The sequence below is a fragment of the Salinicola halophilus genome (genome assembly GCF_003206155.1).
GTDB classification, from domain to species: Bacteria; Pseudomonadota; Gammaproteobacteria; order Pseudomonadales; family Halomonadaceae; genus Salinicola; species Salinicola halophilus.
Window position 1 is genome coordinate 132006 of the sequence record NZ_PZJV01000001.1, and the last position, 20988, is coordinate 152993.

14 protein-coding genes are annotated in these 20988 nt (G+C 64.2%); 10 read left to right on the forward strand and 4 right to left on the reverse strand.

Going from position 1 to position 20988, the window contains the following annotated elements:
• Positions 1–19 precede the first annotated feature (19 nt).
• Positions 20–1015, reverse strand: a complete 996-nt coding sequence (locus DOM33_RS00555; RefSeq protein WP_110664854.1) for a LysR family transcriptional regulator — start codon at positions 1013–1015, stop codon at positions 20–22.
• A 199-nt stretch (positions 1016–1214) separates the two neighbouring features.
• On the opposite strand from DOM33_RS00555, the gene DOM33_RS00560 reads away from it, so the two are divergent.
• Positions 1215–2630: an acetyl-CoA carboxylase biotin carboxylase subunit gene (locus DOM33_RS00560; RefSeq protein WP_110664856.1), complete on the forward strand. Its 1416-nt coding sequence runs from the start codon at positions 1215–1217 to the stop codon at positions 2628–2630.
• 31 nt (positions 2631–2661) lie between these two features.
• Positions 2662–4482 carry a sodium-extruding oxaloacetate decarboxylase subunit alpha gene (gene oadA / locus DOM33_RS00565; protein ID WP_110664858.1) on the forward strand — a complete coding sequence of 607 codons (1821 nt, stop codon included), beginning with the start codon at positions 2662–2664 and terminating at the stop codon, positions 4480–4482.
• A 153-nt stretch (positions 4483–4635) separates the two neighbouring features.
• On the opposite strand, the gene pyk is transcribed toward oadA, so the two are convergent.
• The gene (pyk, locus tag DOM33_RS00570; RefSeq protein ID WP_110664860.1) at positions 4636–6099 is read right to left on the reverse strand and encodes a pyruvate kinase; all 1464 of its coding nucleotides are present in this window, start codon (positions 6097–6099) and stop codon (positions 4636–4638) included.
• Positions 6100–6718: 619 nt separating this feature from the next.
• Here pyk and topA point away from each other — a divergent pair.
• The 3 genes from topA to DOM33_RS00585 all read left to right on the forward strand — a co-directional run bounded on the left by topA (position 6719) and on the right by DOM33_RS00585 (position 10214).
• Positions 6719–9340 carry a type I DNA topoisomerase gene (gene topA, locus DOM33_RS00575; protein ID WP_110664862.1) on the forward strand — a complete coding sequence of 874 codons (2622 nt, stop codon included), beginning with the start codon at positions 6719–6721 and terminating at the stop codon, positions 9338–9340.
• On the forward strand, positions 9337–9795 hold the full coding sequence (locus DOM33_RS00580; protein WP_110664864.1) for a DUF6586 family protein: 459 nt from the start codon (positions 9337–9339) through the stop codon (positions 9793–9795). Before topA ends, DOM33_RS00580 begins: the two co-directional genes overlap by 4 nt.
• Positions 9796–9977: 182 nt before the next feature.
• Positions 9978–10214 (forward strand): hypothetical protein, encoded by a 237-nt coding sequence (locus tag DOM33_RS00585; RefSeq protein ID WP_110664866.1) that lies wholly within the window; start codon positions 9978–9980, stop codon positions 10212–10214.
• A gap of 100 nt (positions 10215–10314) precedes the next feature.
• Here the strand turns inward: DOM33_RS00585 and DOM33_RS16065 are convergent, their stop codons facing one another.
• Entirely contained in the window at positions 10315–10482 is a 168-nt protein-coding gene (locus DOM33_RS16065; protein WP_162617847.1) for a hypothetical protein, read from the reverse strand.
• Between the two features lie 197 nt (positions 10483–10679).
• On the opposite strand from DOM33_RS16065, the gene DOM33_RS00590 reads away from it, so the two are divergent.
• Positions 10680–11810 carry a metallophosphoesterase gene (locus tag DOM33_RS00590; RefSeq protein WP_110664867.1) on the forward strand — a complete coding sequence of 377 codons (1131 nt, stop codon included), beginning with the start codon at positions 10680–10682 and terminating at the stop codon, positions 11808–11810.
• Between the two features lie 218 nt (positions 11811–12028).
• Here DOM33_RS00590 and mfd read toward each other — a convergent pair whose 3' ends face one another.
• Positions 12029–15478, reverse strand: a complete 3450-nt coding sequence (gene mfd / locus DOM33_RS00595) for a transcription-repair coupling factor (RefSeq protein WP_110664869.1) — start codon at positions 15476–15478, stop codon at positions 12029–12031.
• Between the two features lie 370 nt (positions 15479–15848).
• On the opposite strand from mfd, the gene DOM33_RS00600 reads away from it, so the two are divergent.
• From DOM33_RS00600 to DOM33_RS00615, 4 genes are all read left to right on the forward strand, one after another.
• Positions 15849–17300: a glyceraldehyde-3-phosphate dehydrogenase gene (locus tag DOM33_RS00600; RefSeq protein ID WP_110664871.1), complete on the forward strand. Its 1452-nt coding sequence runs from the start codon at positions 15849–15851 to the stop codon at positions 17298–17300.
• A 325-nt stretch (positions 17301–17625) separates the two neighbouring features.
• Positions 17626–18975 (forward strand): Na(+)-translocating NADH-quinone reductase subunit A, encoded by a 1350-nt coding sequence (locus DOM33_RS00605; RefSeq protein WP_110664873.1) that lies wholly within the window; start codon positions 17626–17628, stop codon positions 18973–18975.
• A gap of 2 nt (positions 18976–18977) precedes the next feature.
• A complete protein-coding gene (locus tag DOM33_RS00610; RefSeq protein ID WP_110664875.1) occupies positions 18978–20210 on the forward strand; it encodes an NADH:ubiquinone reductase (Na(+)-transporting) subunit B in 1233 nt (410 codons plus the stop codon).
• Positions 20207–20986: a Na(+)-translocating NADH-quinone reductase subunit C gene (locus DOM33_RS00615; RefSeq protein ID WP_110667396.1), complete on the forward strand. Its 780-nt coding sequence runs from the start codon at positions 20207–20209 to the stop codon at positions 20984–20986. The genes DOM33_RS00610 and DOM33_RS00615 overlap by 4 nt, the downstream gene beginning before the upstream one ends.
• The last annotated feature ends 2 nt before the right edge of the window (positions 20987–20988 follow it).

The following is a 20988-nucleotide window of genomic DNA, read 5'->3' on the forward strand; positions in this document are numbered from 1 at the left end:
GCAATCCGCGCCGGCGTTTTCATGACAGTGGCGTCTCTTCCGGCGGCAGGCAGAGTAGCGTGGGCCGGTCGATGGGTGTCAGCGGCGCCCGGAAATGCGCGTTGAGTTCGGGCAGCAGTTCGCGCACGCAGCGCAGGAAGAGCTCGGTCACCGGGGTCGGGTAACGGTCCTTGGGATAGACCGTGCACCAGGATCGCCGAAGCGGGAAATCGGGTATGCCGGGGCTCGCCAGTAGCCCCGAGGCCAGCTCGAGCTGAACCGCGAGGCGGGGGAGTACCGCGACGCCAAGATGTGCCATGACGCCCTGCTTGATCGCTTCGTTGGTCCCAAGCTCGATCACGTGATTCAGCGACACCCGCTCGCGGGCGGCGAATTCCTCCAGTGCCGTTCGCGCGCCGGAGCCCGGCTCGCGCATCAGGAGGTAGTGCCGGGCAAAATCCTCGAAGGTCGGCCGCGTCGCACTCGCGAGCGGATGGCCGGGCCACACCAGCGGAATCAACTCGTTGTCTAGAATCGGCATGAAGACGAGGTTGGGGTCGTCCGGCACCATGCCCATGATGACCACGTCGTCGCGACGCTCCGCCAAGCGCTCCAGCGCCTGCACCCGGTTGCAGACCCTGAGACGAATCTGCACCTGCGGGTAGCGCGCGCGAAAGCGCGCCAGTATGTGGGGTACCACGTACTGAGCCGTCGATACGGCGGCAATGTTCAGCTCTCCCCGCACCGTTCCCGCAAGCTCCGATAGCTCCATCTGCAAGCTCGATACCTGACCGAAGATCGACTGTGCCGAGGCGGCCAGCGCGTCGGCGGCCGGTAGTACGTGCAGCGTCTTGCCGGCGTACTTGAAAAGCGGCTGTTCGAGGGCCTGTTCGAGCTGGCGTATCTGCGCGCTTACCGCTGGCTGCGTGAGACCGAGCTGCTCCGCGGCGCGCGAGTAGGACTGCTGGCGATACACCGCCTGGAAGACCTGGAGCTGACGAAAGGTCAGTCGATTGAGCAGGTTGGGTCGGGACATGGAGCGCCTTTGAGCAGCAGCTATAAGCGATTGCTTATAGGTTGGCAAAGAAATATCAATTTTTCTATTGGGTCGAGCGTGGTTAGCGTGAAATGCGCAACGCCGACGGTCGCGGCGCGCCGTTGACCACGAATCGAACGCCGAGCGATCGGTAGGCAGATATAACAACTCAGTGCCACGGGCTGTTCGGAGGCAAACGATGTTCAAAAAATTGCTCATCGCCAATCGCGGCGAGATCGCCGTACGTATTGTACGGGCCTGCGCGGAGATGGGCATCCGTTCAGTGGCGATCTATACCGAGCCGGATCGCTTCTCTCTCCACGTCAAGCGGGCGGACGAGGCGCATTTCGTCGGCGACGATCCGCTGGCGGGCTACCTCGATCCCCGTCGTCTGGTGAATCTGGCTCGGGAGACCGGGTGCGATGCGATTCACCCGGGCTATGGTTTTCTTTCGGAGAGCGCCGAGTTCGCGCGTATCTGCAGCGAAGCGGGCGTCGTCTTCGTCGGCCCGAGCGCGGACGTGATCGCCAAGATGGGCGACAAGACCGCGGCGCGCACGGCGATGCGCGAGGCCGGCGTGCCGGTCACGCCGGGCTCCGAAGGCAACCTCGCCGACCGAGAAGAAGCGCTGACGGTGGCGCAGGCGATCGGCTATCCGGTCATGCTGAAAGCCACTTCCGGCGGCGGCGGCCGCGGCATTCGGCGCTGCGATACGCCAGAGCAGCTGGAACTCGCCTGGGATCGGGTGATCTCCGAAGCGACCAAGGCATTCGGCAGCGCCGAGGTCTTCCTCGAGAAGTGCGTCGTCGACCCGCATCACATCGAAGTGCAGATCCTTGCCGACCGCCATGGCAGCGTGATCCATCTATTCGAGCGCGACTGCTCCATTCAGCGTCGCAATCAAAAGCTCATCGAGATCGCGCCGAGCCCGCAGCTGACGCCGGAGCAGCGCAGCTACGTGGGCAAGATGGCAGTACGCGCAGCGCAGGCGGTGGGCTACGAGAATGCCGGCACCGTGGAGTTCCTGGTCAAGGACAACGAAGTCCACTTCATGGAGATGAATACGCGGGTTCAGGTCGAGCACACCATCACCGAAGCGATCACCGGTGTCGATATCGTGCGCGAACAGCTGCGCATCGCCGCCGGCGACCGACTCGCTTATCGGCAGGCGGACATCGTCCATCACGGCTACGCGATCCAGTTTCGGATCAACGCCGAGGACCCCAAGAACGATTTCCTGCCGAGTTTCGGGCGCATCACGCGCTACTACGCCCCGGGCGGGCCCGGGGTGCGCACCGACACTGCCATCTATACCGGCTACACGATCCCACCCTATTTCGACTCGATGTGTCTGAAGCTGATCGTCTGGGGCATGACCTGGGAAGAGACCCTGAATCGCGGCATTCGCGCGCTCAACGACATGCGCCTGCAGGGGGTGAAGACGACAGCGCCGTACTATCAGGAGATCCTGCGCCATCCGGACTTTCGAAGCGGGCGCTTCGACACCGGCTTCGTGCCAGCGCACCCGGAGCTGCTCGACTACTCCGTGAAGCGCAACCCCGAAGCGGTCGCGCTCGCCATTGCCGCCGCCATCGCCGCCCATGCCGGTATCTGACATCGTCTCGAATCGCTTCAGGAGTCTCATCATGAACGACGCCAACGCTTCCGCCGTGAAACTCAGTGACGTCGTGCTGCGCGACGGTCATCAGTCGCTGATCGCCACCCGTATGCGCACCGAAGACATGCTGCCGATATGCAGCCAGCTCGACGCCATCGGCTTTCATTCGCTCGAGGTCTGGGGCGGGGCGACCTTCGATGCTTGCGTACGCTTTCTGAAAGAGGATCCCTGGGAGCGCCTGGCTTCATTGCGGGAGGCGATTCCCAACACGCCGCTGCAGATGCTACTGCGCGGACAGAACCTGCTCGGCTACCGTCACTATGCCGACGATGTGGTCGAGCGCTTCGTTGCCCGCGCCGCCGGCAACGGCATCGATATCTTCCGCGTCTTCGATGCATTGAACGACCTGCGCAACCTGGAGACCGCGATGCGGGCGGTCAAGCAGAGCGGCAAGCACGCCCAGGGCACTATCTGCTACACCGTCAGCCCCGTGCATACGCTGGAGACCTACGTCGAGCAGGCCAAACGACTGGTCGACATGGGCGCGGACTCCATCGCGATCAAGGACATGGCCGGGTTGCTGACGCCGTACGCGACCTCAGAGCTGGTCGAGGCGCTGGTGGGCGCGGTCGCGGTGCCGATCCATCTGCACGCCCACGCCACGTCGGGGCTGGCCTCGTTGAGTCAGATGAAGGCGGTGGAGGCGGGCTGTCGCCATCTCGATACCTGTATCTCGGCTTTCGCCGGGGGGACCAGCCACCCCTCGACCGAAGCGATGGTGGCCGCGTTCCAGCAGACGCCGTATGACACCGGTCTCGACCTGATCGCCCTCAAGGAAGTCGGCGATTACTTCCGCGAGGTGCGCAAGAAATACGCCGGCTTCGAGAGCGAGTACACCCGCGAGGACGTCGGTGTGCAGATCTGGCAGGTGCCGGGCGGCATGATGTCCAATCTCGCCAATCAGATGAAGGAGCAGAATGCGCTCGGCCGCATTCGCGACGTCTTCGAGGAGATTCCTCGTGTCCGCGCCGATCTGGGCTATCCGCCGCTGGTCACGCCCACCTCGCAGATCGTCGGCACGCAGGCGGCGATGAACGTGCTCGCCGGCGAGCGCTACAAGACCATCACCAACGAGGTGAAGCGCTACCTGACGGGAGGCTACGGCCAGCCGCCGGCGCCGGTGGATGCCAAAGTGCGGCATCAGGCCATCGGCAACGCCGAGGTGGAGGAGGGGCGTCCGGCCGACCAGATCAAGCCGGAAATGGCGCGCCTGACCGCCGATATCGGCGATCTCGCCGAGAGCGAAGAGGACGTGCTCACCTTCGCGATGTTCCCCGATCTCGGGCGTGAGTATCTGCAGGGGCGACGAGACGGGACACTGGTGCCCGAAGCGCTGCCGGCCGTCGCCGACACTAGCGTCGAGCGACCGGTCACCGAGGGCGTGCCCACGGAGTTCGTGATCGACGTCCACGGCGAGTCCTACGAGGTGCAGATCACGGGCGTCGGCAGCGGTAGCGGCAGTCGTCGACGGCTCTATCTCACCCTCGATGGGATGCCGGAGGAGGTGGTTTTCGAGGCGAAGGACGAGTTCGTCGCCGACGACAGCAAGAAGGGCGGGCGCGCGCAGGCGAATTCACCCGGGCACGTGACGACCTCGATGCCGGGCAACATCGTCGATGTCCTCGTCGCCGTGGGAGACAGTGTCAAAGAGGGGCAGGCAGTGCTGATCACCGAGGCTATGAAGATGGAGAGCGAGGTTCAGGCCCGCGTCGGCGGTACGGTCAAGGCCGTTCATGTCGCCAAGGGCGATCGGGTCACGCCCGGCGAGGTGCTCCTCGAGATCGAGTAGGGCGGCACCGAATCTTTGCCGAAGCCGAAGCCGAAGCCGAAGCCGAAGCCGAAGACTAAAACGACGACGCGGCGCTGAAGCGCCGCGTCGTCGGTTGTGACGGCGTTCCCGGGTCGCCCGTTGGAAGCGGGCGACGTCACCGGGCGTTGTCGATCACCCTTCGACCTGAATGATCTTCATCGCGTTGGTGCCGCCGTGGGCGTTCATGTGGTCGCCGCGAGTCAGGATGACATGATCGCCCGGGCTCGCGAGGCCGCGCCCCACCAGCTCGGCGACGGCGCCGGCGTTGATCTCGGTCAGCGGTAGCGCGGAGGCGTCGAAGACCAGAGAGACGACGCCGCGATAGAGCGCCATGCGTCGCTGGACTTCGGGCGTCTCCGCGAGGGCGACGATCGGCAGGCCCGAGCGGATGCGCGACGCGATCAGCGGGGTGTAGCCGGTCGCGGTGAGACAGGCGATGGCCACGACGCCGGAGAGATGGTTGGCGGCGTACATTGCCGACAGCGCGACCGTCTCGTCGATGCGGGTGAAGCCTTCGTGGATGCGGTGCTTCGACTCTTGAGCACTGCGCTCGCGCTCGGCACCGAGGCAGAGACGATTCATGGCGTGAATGGTCTCGACCGGATAGTCACCGGCTGCCGTCTCCGCCGAGAGCATCACTGCGTCCGTGCCGTCGAGCACGGCATTGGCGACGTCGAACACCTCGGCCCGGGTCGGTAGCGGCGACTCGATCATCGACTCCATCATCTGGGTCGCCGTGATGACCACCTTGTTGAGGGTGCGGGCGCGACCGATGATGCGCTTCTGCACGCCGATCAGCTGGGCGTCGCCGATCTCCACGCCGAGATCGCCGCGGGCGACCATCACCGCCTCGGAGGCGCGGATGATGTCGTCGAGGGTTTCGTCGTCGGCGACCGCCTCGGCGCGTTCGACCTTGGCCACCAGACCGATATTCTGTCCGGCTTCCCCGAGCAGTTCACGGGCGTACTGCATGTCCGCGCCGCTACGCGGGAAGGAGACCGCGAGATAGTCGACACCGATGTCGATCGCAGTCTTCAGGTCCTCCTTGTCCTTCTCGGTCAGCGCCGACGCGGAGAGGCCACCCCCCTGCTTGTTGATGCCCTTGTTGTTGGTCAGCTTGCCGCCCACTTCGACCGTGGTGAAGATCCGGGGGCCTTCAATGCGATCGACCTTGAGTACCAGACGGCCGTCGTCGAGCAGCAGCACATCGCCGGCCTTGACGTCGTCGGCGAGCTCGGCGTAGTCGCAGCCGACCCGCTCGCTGTCGCCGGCATTCCGGTCCAGCGACACGTCGAGAACGAACGGCTGGCCTTTGACGAGCTTCACGCCACCTTCCGCTGCGAAACGAGCGATACGGATTTTCGGCCCCTGCAGGTCACCCAGTGCCGCGACGGCGCGGCCGTGGCGTTCGGCCGCTTCTCTCACCGCTTCCAGTCGCCGACGGTGGTCGTCGGCACTGCCGTGGGAGAAATTCAAGCGGACGACGTCGACCCCGGCTTCGATGATAGCGTCCAGAACGCCGTCTCGATCCGTAGCGGGGCCGAGGGTGGCAACGATCTTGGTGCGGCGAATCGGGCCGTGAAACGCGTGCTGCATGGGGAAACTCCTGGCAACTGAAGGGTCGTCACGCCGGAGGAGAGCCCTGGCTAAGCCTGGACGGGGCCACCGACGACCGAAACGAGGGGTGATTTTACATCACGCAGCCGCCGATGTCCGAGGTGCTAGCCTAGGCGGCGGTGATTGGTGAAGCGACGCCGTCGGCGTCAGGACGAGGGTTGGCCGGAGGCGATGTTGCGCGCCGGTCGTCGCCGCGACATCTGGCCGCCAAAGCCGATGGTCTCTCTCGCCGTCGGCCGCGCGTGACGCATTCCCGAGCGCGAGGGGCGGGCGCTCGGCGATTCTCGGGGTGGTTTCGCCCGGCTGGCGCACTGGCAACGGCTAGGGTAGGGTAGGCGGATTTTCCGGTCCGGCCCCGTCCGTCGTCACGTTCCATCCTCGATCGGCGCGCTAACCTCCACCGGCGCGGCACCCTCGATCGGCGAGCTACCTTGATAGGCGCCTCGATCGCGACCGTACGCGGTCTATCATGCGGGATGCGTGGCGCGGCCGAGGCGCCCCGATCGACACCAATGTCTGGCGCGATGGCTATCGTGTCGGCGTCACCACACATCGATGGCGGCCGGAATCGACGCTAGTTCAATGAAGCAGGAGCGCTATGGGCAAGTCACTGGTAATCGTTGAGTCTCCGGCCAAGGCCAAGACCATCAACAAATATCTCGGTAACGACTTCGTCGTTAAGTCGAGCGTCGGGCATATCCGTGACCTGCCGACCAGTGGCTCGTCGAAGCAGGCGGTCGATCCCAAGGAGCGTGGTCGCCAGGCGGCGGCGACGCGGAAGATGTCGCCCGACGAGAAAGCGGTCTATCAAAAGCGCAAGCAGTGGGATCAGCTGATCCGTCGCATGGGTATCGACCCCGAAGACGACTGGCGCGCGAACTATGAAGTGCTGCCGGGCAAGGAGAAGGTGGTCGAGGAGCTCAAGAAGCTCGCCGACAAGAGTGACACCATCTATCTCGCGACCGACTTGGATCGCGAGGGGGAGGCGATCGCCTGGCACCTCAAGGAGACCATCGGCGGCGACGACGCTCGCTACAAGCGTGTGGTGTTCAACGAGATCACCAAGAATGCGATCCAGGAGGCCTTCAAAGAGCCCGGTGATCTGAACATCGCCCGAGTCGAGGCGCAGCAGACCCGGCGCTTCCTCGATCGCGTGGTCGGCTTCATGGTGTCGCCGCTGCTCTGGAGCAAGATCGCGCGCGGGCTATCCGCCGGGCGAGTGCAGTCCGTCGCCGTGCGCTTGATCGTCGACCGCGAACGCGACATTCGCGCCTTCGTGCCGGAAGAGTTCTGGGACGTCCACGCCGACACGGTCACCGCCGACGGCGAGGCGGTGCGCTTCGAAGTGGCACGGGAAAACGGTGAGACGTTCCGCCCGACCTCCGAGCAGGAGACGCTATCGCGCATCGCCAAGCTGCGCCGCGACAGCTACACCGTCACCGATCGCGAGACCAAGCCGACCAGCTCCAAGCCCAACGCGCCATTCATCACCTCGACGCTGCAGCAGGCGGCGAGCGGCCGACTCGGCTTTTCGGTCAAGAAAACGATGACGCTGGCCCAGCGCCTGTACGAGGCCGGCTACATCACCTACATGCGAACCGACTCGACCAACCTCTCGCAGGATGCCGTCGCCAACGCGCGCGACTTCATCGAAAGCGAGTTCGGTAAGGGCTACCTGCCGGAGGCGCCCAACCGCTACTCCAGCAAGCAGAACGCCCAGGAGGCACACGAAGCGATTCGTCCTTCCAGCGTCAAACAGCGTGCCGACGACCTGCCGGTGGAGCGGGACGCGCAGCGTCTCTACGAGCTGATCTGGCGCCAGTTCGTGGCGTGTCAGATGGTGCCGGCCGACTACCTGGCAACGACGCTCACGATCGAGCTCGACGGCTTCGAACTCAAGGCTCGCGGCCGCGTGCTCAAGTTCGACGGCTATACCCGCGTGATGAAACCGATGGGCAAGAAGGACGAGCAGGCGCAACTGCCCGACATCGCCAAGGGCGACGTGCTCACGCTCGAGCAGCTCGACCCGCTGCAGCACTTCACTAAACCGCCGGCGCGCTACACCGAAGCGAGCCTGGTCAAGGAGCTCGAAAAGCGCGGGATCGGCCGCCCGTCGACCTACGCGGCGATCATCTCCACCATCCAGGACCGCGGCTACGTCAAGCTGGACAACCGGCGTTTCTATGCCGAGAAGCTCGGCGAGATCGTCACCGATCGGCTGGTCGAGTCGTTCAACGATCTGCTCGACTACGGTTTTACCGCGCGCATGGAGGATCGCCTCGATGAAGTCGCGGGCGGTCAGGAGAACTGGCGAGCACTGCTGGATGCCTTCTATGCCGAGTTCAAGGCACAGCTGGAGCATGCCCAGGGTGATGACGGCATGCGGCCCAACGAGCCGATCGAGACCAACATTGACTGTCCGGCCTGCGGACGGCCGATGCAGATTCGCATCGCGTCCACCGGCGTCTTTCTCGGCTGCTCCGGCTACAACCTGCCGCCGAAAGAGCGCTGCAAGACCACCATCGATCTGATTCCCGGCGAAGAGGCCGTACCGGCCGACGCCGACGAAGCCGCCGAGACCGACGCGCTGCTGGCCAAGCGGCGTAATCCCCATACCGGCACGGCGATGGACAGCTATCTCATCGACGAGAGCCGCAAGCTCTACATCAGTAACGACGACGACGGTTACTACGAGATCGAGCAGGGGCGCTTTCGTATCAAGGGCTACGACGGCCCGGTGATCGAGTGCGACAAGTGCGGCTCGGAGATGCAGTTGAAGAGCGGGCGTTTCGGCAAGTACTTCGCCTGCACCAACGAGGCGTGCGGTAACACCCGCAAGCTGCTCAAGAGCGGCGAAGTCGCGCCGCCGAAGATCGATCCGATCCCGATGCCGGAGCTTCAGTGTCAGAAGGTGGAGGATCACTACGTACTCCGCGACGGCGCCAGCGGCCTGTTCCTGGCGGCGAGCCAGTTCCCCAAGAATCGCGAGACGCGTCCGCCGCTGGTCAAGGAGCTCAAGGCTCATTCCAAGGAGCTGCCCGAGAAGTACCACTTCCTGCTGGAAGCGCCTAGCGAGGACCCGGACGGCCGGCCGGCCCAGATTCGCTTCTCGCGCAAGACCAAGAGCCAGTTCGTGATGACCGACCAGGACGGCAAGGCGACCGGCTGGCGAGCGACCTATGACAACGGTCACTGGCAGGTCGAGGACAAGCGCAAGTGAGTTCGCCCGCTCGTACCAACCAGCTGCTGCACCACGCCGAGCTGCTGCTCGACGCGGAGGCTGGCGACGACGAGCAGGCGATGGCGCGGCGCATGGCGTTGGAAGAAGCCGCGGTCGCAACGCTCGAGCTTGCCGTCGACGCGCTGCTGCGCGAAGTCACCGAGCACACCAATCGGGCGCTCGACGGCTGGCGGGCCTGGTTCGCGGCGACGGATATGCGCGTGGCCGAACTCGAACGCCTACGCGAGCTGGCCGCTGACGAACAGAGCTGGCTTGCCGTACTGCTCAAGCATGCCGACGCGCTGCGCAGCGACCGCGGGGCGGCATCACGAGGCCAGCGGACGGGGCTGATCGTCAGCGGCTCGGCGCCGGCGCTGACGGATCAGCTGCGCTGGTGTCATCGAGAGTTCAAGGCGCTGCTCTCCTCGCTGCGCGAGGGTAGCCTCGAGTGGTGAGGGGGAACGTGACGAGGGTGACCACTTCGTGACCGGCGTGTTAATCTAGTGATCATCGTAAGACGACCGGGGCCCAGGCCCTGGTCGTTTTTTATTGCTTGTCACCCTCGTTTCGGGGCGCCGTGACTGTCTCGTATCGTCGCGGCTATTTCGGTCGTTGCGACCAGTAGGAGGCCATCGCCATGTCAGATACCGCGATTCTGGAAATCGTCGAGCTCGCCAATGGAGAAGTCGTGCTGCGCCCGGCCGAAGCCAGCGGCGAACCGCTGGTATCGATCCGCTTTTCCGAGGAAGCCGTGGAGCTTCTCAAGCGCAGCCGCTTCGACGTGGGGCGCGAGATGCTCGACCATGCCATCACCCGGACTCATCTCTGGGAGGGTGAAGAGGAAGAGCCTCAGGACTCCGCCACGGTCCATTGATTGACGCCTATCGCTTGCCGCGACAGGCGCTGCTGTGGGTAGTCGCATCGTCTTCGACTCGGCAGCGAGCAGCGCCGCTGTCGATGACTGTCGACCATGGCTACTGGTTGAGGGCTGCAATGAGCGAGGCGGCGATGGCGATCGCCACGGAGATCAAGGCCGTCGGCAACAGGCCGCGTCGCCGAGTGGCACTGAAGGTGAAAAAAGCGGCGAACCCAATCGTGGTCGCCACGACCGAGACCAGCCAAGCGGCATTCGCCAGTGACATGAGAGCTCCTGAGACGTAAGAGGGTGGACGTAGGACGGGGCGTCCCACCGACGCGCATTATACAGATCGTGATCGCTCGCGGGCGCCAGCGTGAAATCGTTCGAGGGCCATGACACCTCGGCGAGCATCGGTTGCCGCCGTTTTCGATATCGAGCGTCCCGCCATTACGCGTCATTCATCGATTCAAGACCTTTGGGATGGTTCAGACCGTGCGCCACCACCGATTCTTCCTGCGTATTCGCCTGATCGTGTTGCTCCTGCATCTGTATATCGGCATTCGCCTGCTGCCGGGGCTGATGCTGCCGATGTGGGGGGCGATCCTGGCGAGCGCCTATCTTGCGCTCAGCGCGATCAGTCTGCCGCTCGTCATGCGCGTGAACTGGCTCAACGATCGCTGGCTGGCCTGGCCGATCGCCGTGATGACAGGGGCATTCTCGTTTCTGCTCTGGTCTACCGTGCTGCGTGATCTCGTACTGCTGGTCGCGCTAGCGTTACCGGTCGCGAATCTGAGCGCGCCGAGCGCCTGGATCGCCATCGGCACGACGCTTGCGCTCTCGGCATGGTCGCTTTATCAGGCACGGCGCGTACCGCGGGTGGTCGAGGTGTCGGTTCCCATTGCGCAGCTGGCGCGCGAGCTCGAGGGGTTTTCGATCGTACAGCTGAGTGACCTGCACGTAGGGCCGACGATCAAGCGAGGCCATCTGGCAGCGATCGTTCGCCGCGTCAATTCCCTCGATGCCGATATGGTTGCGATCACCGGCGACATGACCGACGGGCGTGTCAACGAGCTGGAGGCGGAGATCGCACCGCTGGCGGAGCTGACCTCGCGCCACGGAACCTTTGGCGTCACCGGCAATCACGAGTACTACAGTGAGGCCGAAGCCTGGGTCGAGGCGTTTCGCCGCGCGGGCGTCAAGATGCTGGTCAACGAGGCGACGCTGCTCGAGCACCACGGGGCGACGCTCGCCATCGCCGGCGTGCCGGATCTCTCCGCCGGCTACTACGTGGCCGCGCATCGTAGCGACCCGGCCGCGGCGGCGGCCGCGATTCCGGAGGCGGTGCCGCGGGTGCTGCTGGCGCACCAGCCGAACTCCGCGCCGGCGGCGGCGAAGGCGGGCTTCGATCTGCAGCTTTCCGGCCATACTCACGGCGGCCAGATCTGGCCGTGGACGGTGCTGGCGCGGCGCGCCAATCGGTTTCTGGCCGGCCTGGGACGAGAAGAGCAAATGTGGGTCTATACCAGTCGCGGTACCGGCTACTGGGGGCCGCCCATGCGCTTTGGTGCGCCGGCCGAGATCACCCGGATTCGGCTGCGTCGCGCGGATTGATGGCGGGCGAAGAGCGCAGAGATACGTGCCGGATTCGGGGCGCTGTGAAAAGGCAAGCGCCGGCTCCGGGGCGCTGTGAAAAGACGAGCGCCGGCTCCGGGGCGCTGTGAAGAGACAAGCGCCGGCTTCGGGGCGCTGTAGAGAGCAGCTTCGAGCCAAAAAACCAAGAAGCGCCAGCGACGTTCGTCGCTGGCGCTTTTNNGTTCGCGGTTCGCGGCTCAGGCCGCCTTGGCCTTGCGGTTGAGCGTATCGAGCAGCTCGTCGATGCACTCCAGACGCTGCGTCTCTTTTTCCATGTCGGCATAGAAGCGCAGAGTGTCGGCGCCTTCCAGCTTGTAGCGCTGCGGGAAACGCTGGATCAGCTCGACCAGCGTCATCGGGTCGATCTGCGGCTCGGCGTTGAAGATGACCCGGCCACGCTCCGCCCCCGCTTCCAGCTTGGCGATGCCCAGGCGCTCGGCGCGCTGACGTAGCTGGGTCTGGCGGAACAGGGTCTTCACCGGCCCCGGCAGCAGCCCGAAGCGATCGATCATTTCGACTTGCAGCTCCTTGAGCTCGGCCTCGTCCGTCGCGCTCGAAATGCGTTTGTACATCACCAGTCGCTGCTGAATGTCCGGCAGATAGTCGTCGGGGATAAGGGCGGGCAGATTGAGGCTCAGCTCGGTACCTTCGTCGAGCGGGGCTTCGATATTGGGCGTTCTGCCGGCGCGGATCGCCTTCACCGCGCGGTCGAGCATCTGCATGTAGAGACTGTAACCCACGGTTTCCATCTGCCCGCTCTGTTCGTCGCCGAGCAGCTCGCCGGCGCCCCGAATCTCCATGTCGTGGCTGGCCAGGGTGAAACCGGCGCCGAGATCGTCACTCTGCGTGATCGCCTCGAGCCGCTTGATGGCGTCCTTGGTCATCGCCTTGGGCGGTGGCGTCAGCAGATAGGCATAGGCCTGGTGGTGACTACGCCCGACACGTCCGCGAAGCTGGTGCAGCTGGGCGAGGCCGAACTTGTCGGCGCGCTCGATGACGATGGTGTTGGCACTGGGTACGTCGATCCCGGTCTCGATGATGGTCGAGCAGACCAGTACGTTGAAACGCTTGTGGTAGAAGTCCGACATCACGCGCTCCAGGGCCCGCTCCGGCAGCTGGCCGTGGGCGACGCCGACGCGGGCATCCGGCACCAGCTCGCGAATCTTGTCGGCGCTCGACTCGATCGTCTTGACCTCGTTGTGCAGGAAGTAGACCTGACCGCCACGCAGGATTTCGCGCAGGATCGCTTCCTTGATCACCGGCTCGTTGCGGCTCTGAACGAAGGTTTTCACCGAGAGTCGTTTCGCCGGCGGCGTGGCGATGATCGACAGGTCGCGGATCCCGTTCATCGCCATGTTGAGCGTTCGTGGAATCGGCGTGGCGGTAAGCGTGAGGATGTCGACCTCGGCCCGTAACTGCTTCAACCGCTCCTTCTGCGAGACCCCGAAACGGTGCTCCTCGTCGATGATCATCAGGCCCAGGTTGGGCACCTTGAACGACTTCGACAGCAGCTTGTGGGTGCCGATGATGATGTCCGCGCGGCCCTCGGCGACCCGCGTCATGGTGTCGGTTTCCCCCTTGCCGCCGGTGAAGCGCGAGAGCATCTCGATCTGTACCGCGGTGTCGGCGAAGCGGTCGCGGAAGTTGTCGTAGTGCTGCTGGGCGAGCAGGGTGGTGGGCACGAGCACGACGACCTGGCGTCCGGAGTTGACCGCCAGGAACGCCGCGCGCATGGCGACCTCGGTCTTGCCGAAGCCGACGTCCCCGCAGACCACGCGATCCATCGGCGTGGATGCCGTCATGTCGTCGATCACCGCTTCGATCGCCGCAAGCTGATCCGGTGTCTCCTCGAACGGGAAGCTGGCGGCGAAGCGCGCGTACTCGTCTCCCGGGGCGTCGCTGGCGAAGCCCTCTCGCGCTTCGCGGCGAGCGTAGATGTCGAGCAGCTCGGCAGCGGTATCGCGTACCTTCTCTGCCGCCTTGCGCTTGGCCTTGTCCCAGGTGTCGGAGCCGAGCTTGTGCAGCGGGGCGAGTTCGTCGCTCGCGCCGGCGTAGCGCGAGATGAGCTGCAGATTGTCCACCGGGACGTAGAGCTTGGCGCCGTTGGCGTACTCGAGTGCCAGGAACTCCGCCGCCACGCCGCCGGCGTGGATCGTCTCGAGCCCCTGATAGCGGCCGACGCCGTGATACTGATGAACCACTGGCGAGCCGGGCTTGAGCTCCGACAGGTGACGCACGGCAAGCTCGTTGTCGTCGGTCGCTTTGGCGCGGCGGCGCGACTGGCGGACGACTTCACCGTAGAGCTCGGTCTCGGTGATCACGGCAACCGCCGGGTCCCCCAGCCAGAGTCCTTCGTCGAGTCCGCCTTCGGTGATCGCGTAGTCGCTGTCGCCCTCGAGAAATTCTCGCCAGTTCTCGACGTGAGGAATGCCCCGGATCAATGGCGAGAGCGTTTCGTCGAGCGCTTCCCGGCGGCCCCGCGATTCGGCGACGAACAGCACGCGTAGACCGTGATGGGCCCCGAGGAACTGCTCGAGCGTCGCCAGCGGCTGCTGCGCGCGGGCGTTGATGGCGACGGCCGGCGGAGTCTGGGTCGCGCTGATGTAGGTGCTGGCCTCGTCGTCGGTCGCGGTGAACTCGAGCCGTGGGTGGCGCTTGATGGCGGCGAACACCTCCGCGACGGGCACGAAGGCGCGCGCTGGCGGCAGCAGCGGGCGAGTCGGGTCGACGCCGAGGTTCTCGTAGCGGCTTTCGATGGCGCGCCAGTGACTCTCGGCGGCGGCGTGAACGTCGGGCAGCAGGGCCACGCGCGTGTCGTCGGCAAGATGCTCGAACAGCGTCGCGGTCTCCTCGAAGAACAGCGGCAGGTACTGCTCGAGTCCCGGCGACGGGATACCCTTGATCGCATCGACGTAGAGCGGGCACTGGCGCGGATCGACGTCGAACAGCGTCTCGAATCCTTCCCGAAAGCAGGCGATCGCCGAGCGCGACAGTGAATACTCGTGGGCAGGCAACAGTTCGATGCGCTCGATCTTGTCGCCGGAGCGTTGCGAATCCGGATCGAAGCGGCGCAGCGAGTCGATCTCGTCGTCGAACAGGTCGATCCTCAGCGGCGCTTCCGTGCCCATGGGAAAGAGGTCGATCAGTGCGCCGCGCATGGCGTATTCGCCGGGCTCGTAGACCGTCTCCACCGCGCGGTAGCCGGCCCGGGAAAGCCGCTCGCGAAACTTCTCGCGGTCCAGCTGCTCGCCAGTGGCGAGCGTGAGCACGCGCCCGGCGACGTAGTCTCTCGGCGGCAATCGCTGCATCAGGGTGTTGATCGGCACCAGCACGATACCGCGCGTGCCTTCCTGCAGTTCACGCAGCGTACGCAGGCGCGCGGAGACGATGTCCTGGTGGGGCGAGAAACTGTCGTAGGGCAGCGTTTCCCAGTCAGGAAAGGGCATCACCGGTGTGTCGGCGTAGAAACGAAGCGCTGTCTCCAGGCGCTGAGCGCTGGCGGTGTCCGGCGTGACCACGAGGAGCGGCGCGTCTTCTGCCAGCCGCGCGAGCGTTAACGCCGAAGCGCTACCGTGCGGGAGCTGGCAGTAAGTCGTTTCGCGCACGCCGCGGGGGCGCGGAGGCGAGAGAGGGCTGAATTGCGACATGGACCTTTCGATGGCGAAGAGAGGTTGGCGAGAAATGGTAGGCACAGATGATAGCAGGCCGGTGAGAAACGCGAGTGCACGGTGAGCATCGAAGTGCCCGACGAATCGCCTCGATGTGGGCGACGCGTGGCTCATTGAATCGACAGGGGCAGCCGGGCCGCCGCTCGCGGTAGGAAGATCGGTGTAGTGAAACTACACCTTTTGCGACCACGCCGAGATTGCGAGGCCTTTCATAGCCTGCGGATAATGCTCGCGTTTTAGGTTGGCTGTCGGCGCCGAGTGGAGATATCGCCGGCGATAGGTGCCGACCGCACTCCGCTTCATTTCACTGATCCGAATCCGATCGACACACGCCAAGCGAGGCCCGTCCGTGAGCGAACAGTCGCACGATAGCGTTTTTCAGCAGTGGCAGGACAACGAGGCGCGAGCGGAGGAGATGATCCCGCTGCTGGGCAAGCTCTACCGCGAGTACAACGTGATTCCGTCGCTCTACGGGCGCTCGCTGATCAACCGTTCGGTGCTGCGCATCCTCAAGAACCATCGCTACGTGCGCAAGGTCGAAGGGATCGAGCTTTCGGTCTGCGACACGCTACCGATGGTCAAGGCGATCGTTGCGCTGAACCCGGGCCCGGCACACATCGATATCGGTCGGCTGGGCGTGGCATTCAAGCAATCCGGCGAGCAGGACGTCGTCGCGTTTCTCGAGCGGGAGCTCGCCGACATCGTCGACGGTCACGATGCCAGTGGCATGGGCGGAGAGCCCCAGGACGTCGTGCTTTACGGCTTCGGCCGTATTGGTCGAATCCTGGCGCGAATCCTGATCGAAAAGGCCGGCGGCGGTAACCTGCTGCGGCTGCGCGCCATCGTGGTTCGCGGTGACGGCGACGATCTGGAGAAGCGGGCGAGCCTGCTGCGTCGCGATTCGGTGCACGGGCCGTTCGGCGGCTCCATCGACGTCGATAGCGAGAATCAGACGCTGGTCGCCAACGGTCATACCATTCGCATCATCTACGCAGACTCCCCTTCGCAGATCGACTACACCGCCTACGGTATCGACAACGCCATCGTGGTCGACAATACCGGCAAATGGCGTGACCGAGAGGGTCTGGCGCAGCACCTCGAGTCCAAGGGTGTCGCCAAGTTGCTGCTGACGGCGCCGGGCAAGGGCGATCTCAAGAACATCGTCCACGGCATCAACAGCGACACGATCGGTGAGGACGACCGCATCATCTCCGCGGCCTCCTGCACGACGAATGCCATCGTGCCGGTGCTCAAGGCGATACAGGACGAGTTCGGCGTCGCTCACGGGCACGTCGAGACGGTCCACTCCTACACCAACGATCAGAACCTGATCGACAACTATCACAAGGGCGACCGCCGCGGGCGCAGCGCACCGCTCAACATGGTGCTGACCGAGACCGGGGCCGCCAAGGCAGTGTCCAAGGCGCTGCCGGAACTCGCCGGCAAGCTCACCGGCAATGCCATTCGCGTGCCGACGCCCAACGTCTCGATGGCGATCCTCAATCTCACCCTCGAGCGCGAGACGGACCGCGAGACGCTCAACGACTATCTGCGGCAGATGGCGCTGCACTCGCCGATGCACAAGCAGATCGACTACGTGGATTCACCGGAAGTCGTGTCGTCGGATTTCGTGGGCAATCGCCACGCGGGTATCGTCGATGCCAAGGCCACCATCGCTGACGGCAAGCAGGCAGTGGTCTACGTCTGGTATGACAACGAGTTCGGCTATAGCTGTCAGGTGGTGCGTATCCTTCAGTACGTCTCCAACGTACGCCACCGCTATTTGCCGGCAACGCCCTGAAGCCTCGACGTCGTGACCGTCGCGTCGAGATATTAGACTTTAGTCTTACAAAACCCCGATTTCGTCGGGGTTTTGGCGTTTTCGCTGCCTTTTACCCGCCGTCCGGTGAGTGGCCTTTCAGGGCCCCGCTCATTATAATGGTGCGCGTTTTTTGCCGTGGCGTGCGCGAGGCGTCGCCACCAAAGTCACCTCTTCTGAGAAGAAACGCTTTCGAATTCCGAGACGTCATCTCCTGCCCATCGCAACGGCGCTGGATGCCGGACCTGTCTGACGTCCATCGAGCCTCTTTCCTCTATCACATCAGATTCGACAACTGGGCGAGACTATGATCGAAGTCAAACGAGGCCTGGATCTCCCCGTGATGGGAGCACCGGCGCAGCGTATCGACGAGGGGCGCGTCGTGCGTCACGTCGCGCTGGTCGGGACCGACTACGTCGGTATGCGTCCGACCATGGAGGTGCGCGAGGGCGACAGGGTGAAGCGCGGTCAGCTGTTGTTCACCGACAAGAAGGTCGAGGGCGTGCGTTTCACCTCGCCGGGCGGTGGCGAAGTCATCGCTATCAATCGCGGTGAGAAACGCCGCCTGCTGTCGGTCGTGATTCGTCTCGACGAAGACGAGCAGAGCGAGGCGTACACCGCGCACGGCGCTGAGGGCCTCGCCAAGCTCGAGCGGCAGCAGGTCGTCGATCAGCTGATCGAGTCGGGGCTCTGGACTGCGCTGCGCACGCGCCCGTTCTCGCGCACGCCGGCGATCGACGCCGTGCCGGCCGATATCTTCGTCACGGCGATCGACACCCATCCGCTGAGCGCGGATCCTCGGGTGATCATCGAGGCCGACGCCGAGGCATTCCAGAACGGCCTGCAGGCGCTGCGTCCGCTGACCCCGGGCAAGGTGTTCGTCTGTCGTCGCGGTGACGCCGCGCTGCCCGGTGACGATCTCGAAGGCGTACGCGCCGAGGGGTTCGAAGGGCTACATCCGGCGGGGCTGCCCGGTACGCACATTCATTTTCTGTCGCCGGTCGGGCTCAACCGCGAGGTCTGGTATCTCGACTACCAGGACGTCATCGCCATGGGCAAGCTCTTCGCCGAGGGGCGGCTGGATCCGACCCGCGTGGTCGCGATCGGCGGGCCGCGAGCGACGAATCCAAGGCTCGTCCGTACGCGTATAGGGGCGAGTAGCACGGAGTTGCTGGAAGGCGAGATCGAGAGCCCTGAAGACACTCGCGTCATCTCCGGCTCGATCTTCGGCGGCACCGAGTGCGAGGACTATCGTCACTATCTCGGCCGGTTCCACCGACAGTTCTCGATGCTCGAAGAGGGCAACAAGCGCGCGTTTCTGGGTTGGCTCTCGCCGGGTCGCCACCGCCATTCGGTCACGGGTATCTACATCTCTCGCTTTCTGGGGCTCACCAACTATGCGCCAAACACCTCGACCAACGGGTCGGAGCGCGCGATGGTCCCCATCGGGGCGTACGAGAAAGTCATGCCGCTGGACATTCTGCCCACGCAGCTTCTGCGCTCGCTGATCGTCGGTGATATCGAAAGCGCCATGCAGCTCGGCTGTCTGGAGCTGGATGAAGAGGACGTGTCGCTCTGTACCTACGTCTGCCCGGGCAAGTACGAGTACGGTCCCATTCTGCGTGACAATCTGAACACGATCGAAAAAGAGGCCTGACGATGGGGATTCGCAACACGCTCGACAAGCTTGAGCCTCATTTCGAGAAGGGCGGTAAATACGAGAAGTTCTACGCGCTCTATGAGGCGGTAGACACGATCTTCTATTCGCCGCCCAGCGTCACCAAGAGCATGACGCACGTCCGCGACGGCATCGATCTCAAGCGCATCATGATCACGGTGTGGATGTGCACCTTCCCCGCGATGTTCTTCGGCATGTACAACGCCGGGTTCCAGGCCAATACGGCCATCGCCGACGGCTACCAGGCGCTTGGCGGCTGGCGCGAGACGCTGACGCTGGCGTTCGCCGGCGGGCACGATCCGGGTAGCCTGTGGTCGAACTTCGTGCTGGGCGCGACTTACTTCCTCCCGATCTATCTGGTCACCTTCATCGTCGGTGGCTTCTGGGAAGTGCTCTTCGCGGTCAAGCGCGGTCACGAGGTCAACGAAGGCTTCTTCGTCACCTCCGTACTCTTCGCGCTGACGCTGCCGCCGACCATCCCGCTGTGGCAGGTGGCGCTCGGCATCACCTTCGGTGTCGTGGTCGGCAAGGAGATCTTTGGCGGCACCGGCAAGAACTTCCTCAATCCGGCGCTCACCGGGCGTGCCTTCCTCTACTTCGCCTATCCGGGACAGATATCCGGTGACAGCGTCTGGGTCGCCGCGGATGGCTATACCGGCGCGACCGCACTTTCCCACGCTTCTCTGGGGGGTATGGATGCGGTGCATCAGCAGTACAGCTGGTTCGATGCCTTCTACGGCTTCATTCCCGGCTCGCTCGGCGAGACGTCCACACTGGCCATCCTGCTCGGGGCCGTGGTGATGCTTCTGACCCGCGTGGCCTCCTGGCGGATCATGCTGGGCGTGCTGTTGGGGATGGCCGCCTGCGCCTCGCTGTTCAATCTGGTGGGATCGCAAAGCAACCCGATGTTCGGCATGCCTTGGTACTGGCACCTGGTCGTCGGCGGTTTCGCATTCGGCATGGTGTTCATGGCCACCGACCCGGTCTCCGCGTCGATGACCAATCCCGGCAAGCTGATCTTCGGGGCGCTGATCGGCGTGATGACAGTACTCATTCGCGTGGTCAACCCGGCATTCCCCGAGGGCATCATGCTGGCGATTCTCTTCGCCAACCTGTTCGCGCCGCTGATCGATTACTATTTCGTGAATGCCAACGTCAAACGACGTCAGAAGCGCCTTGCCGCGCTGGCGCCGGCCCAGAAGGAGGCTGTCTGATGGCGAGCAACAACTCGATCAAGAAGACGCTGATCGTCGCATTCTCGCTCTGCGTGGTCTGCTCGGTGGTGGTGTCGTCTGCCGCCGTGGTGCTCAAGCCCAAACAGCTCGAGAACCAGGCGCTCGACCGCAAGAGCAACATCCTGCAGGTTACCGAGCTCTATCAGCCGGGTGATGACGTCGACGAGAAGTACGATCAGCTGATCACCCCGAGGGTAGTGAATCTAGAGACTGGCGAGTACTCCGACGATCTCGACCCCGCAACGTACGATCAGTTCGATGCGGCCAACGATCCGGCCACTTCGCGTACGCTCTCGGGTGACAACGACATTGCCGGCATCGGCCGTCAGGAGAACTTCTCCACCGTCTATCTGGTGGGCGACCCGGAGAATCCGGATCAGGTCGTGATGCCGATTCGTGGTCAGGGCCTCTGGGGACTGATGGAAGGCTTTCTGTCTGTGCGCGGCGATGGCAACACGATCGTCGGGCTCTCCTACTACGATCAGTCCGAAACGCCGGGCCTCGGTGGCGAGGTCGAAAACCCGCGCTGGAAAGCCCAGTGGGACGGCAAGAAGATCTACGAAGAGGGCGAGTATCGCGACCCGCAGATCGAACTCGTGAAAGGCGGCGCCGACACGGAATACGAGGTCGATGCGCTGTCGGGTGCTACGCTCACGAGTCGCGGCGTCACCAACATGCTGCGCTTCTGGCTGGGCGAGCAGGGCTACGCGCCCTATCTCGCGCGCTTCCATGACGCTTCACAAGGAGGAGCTTGAAG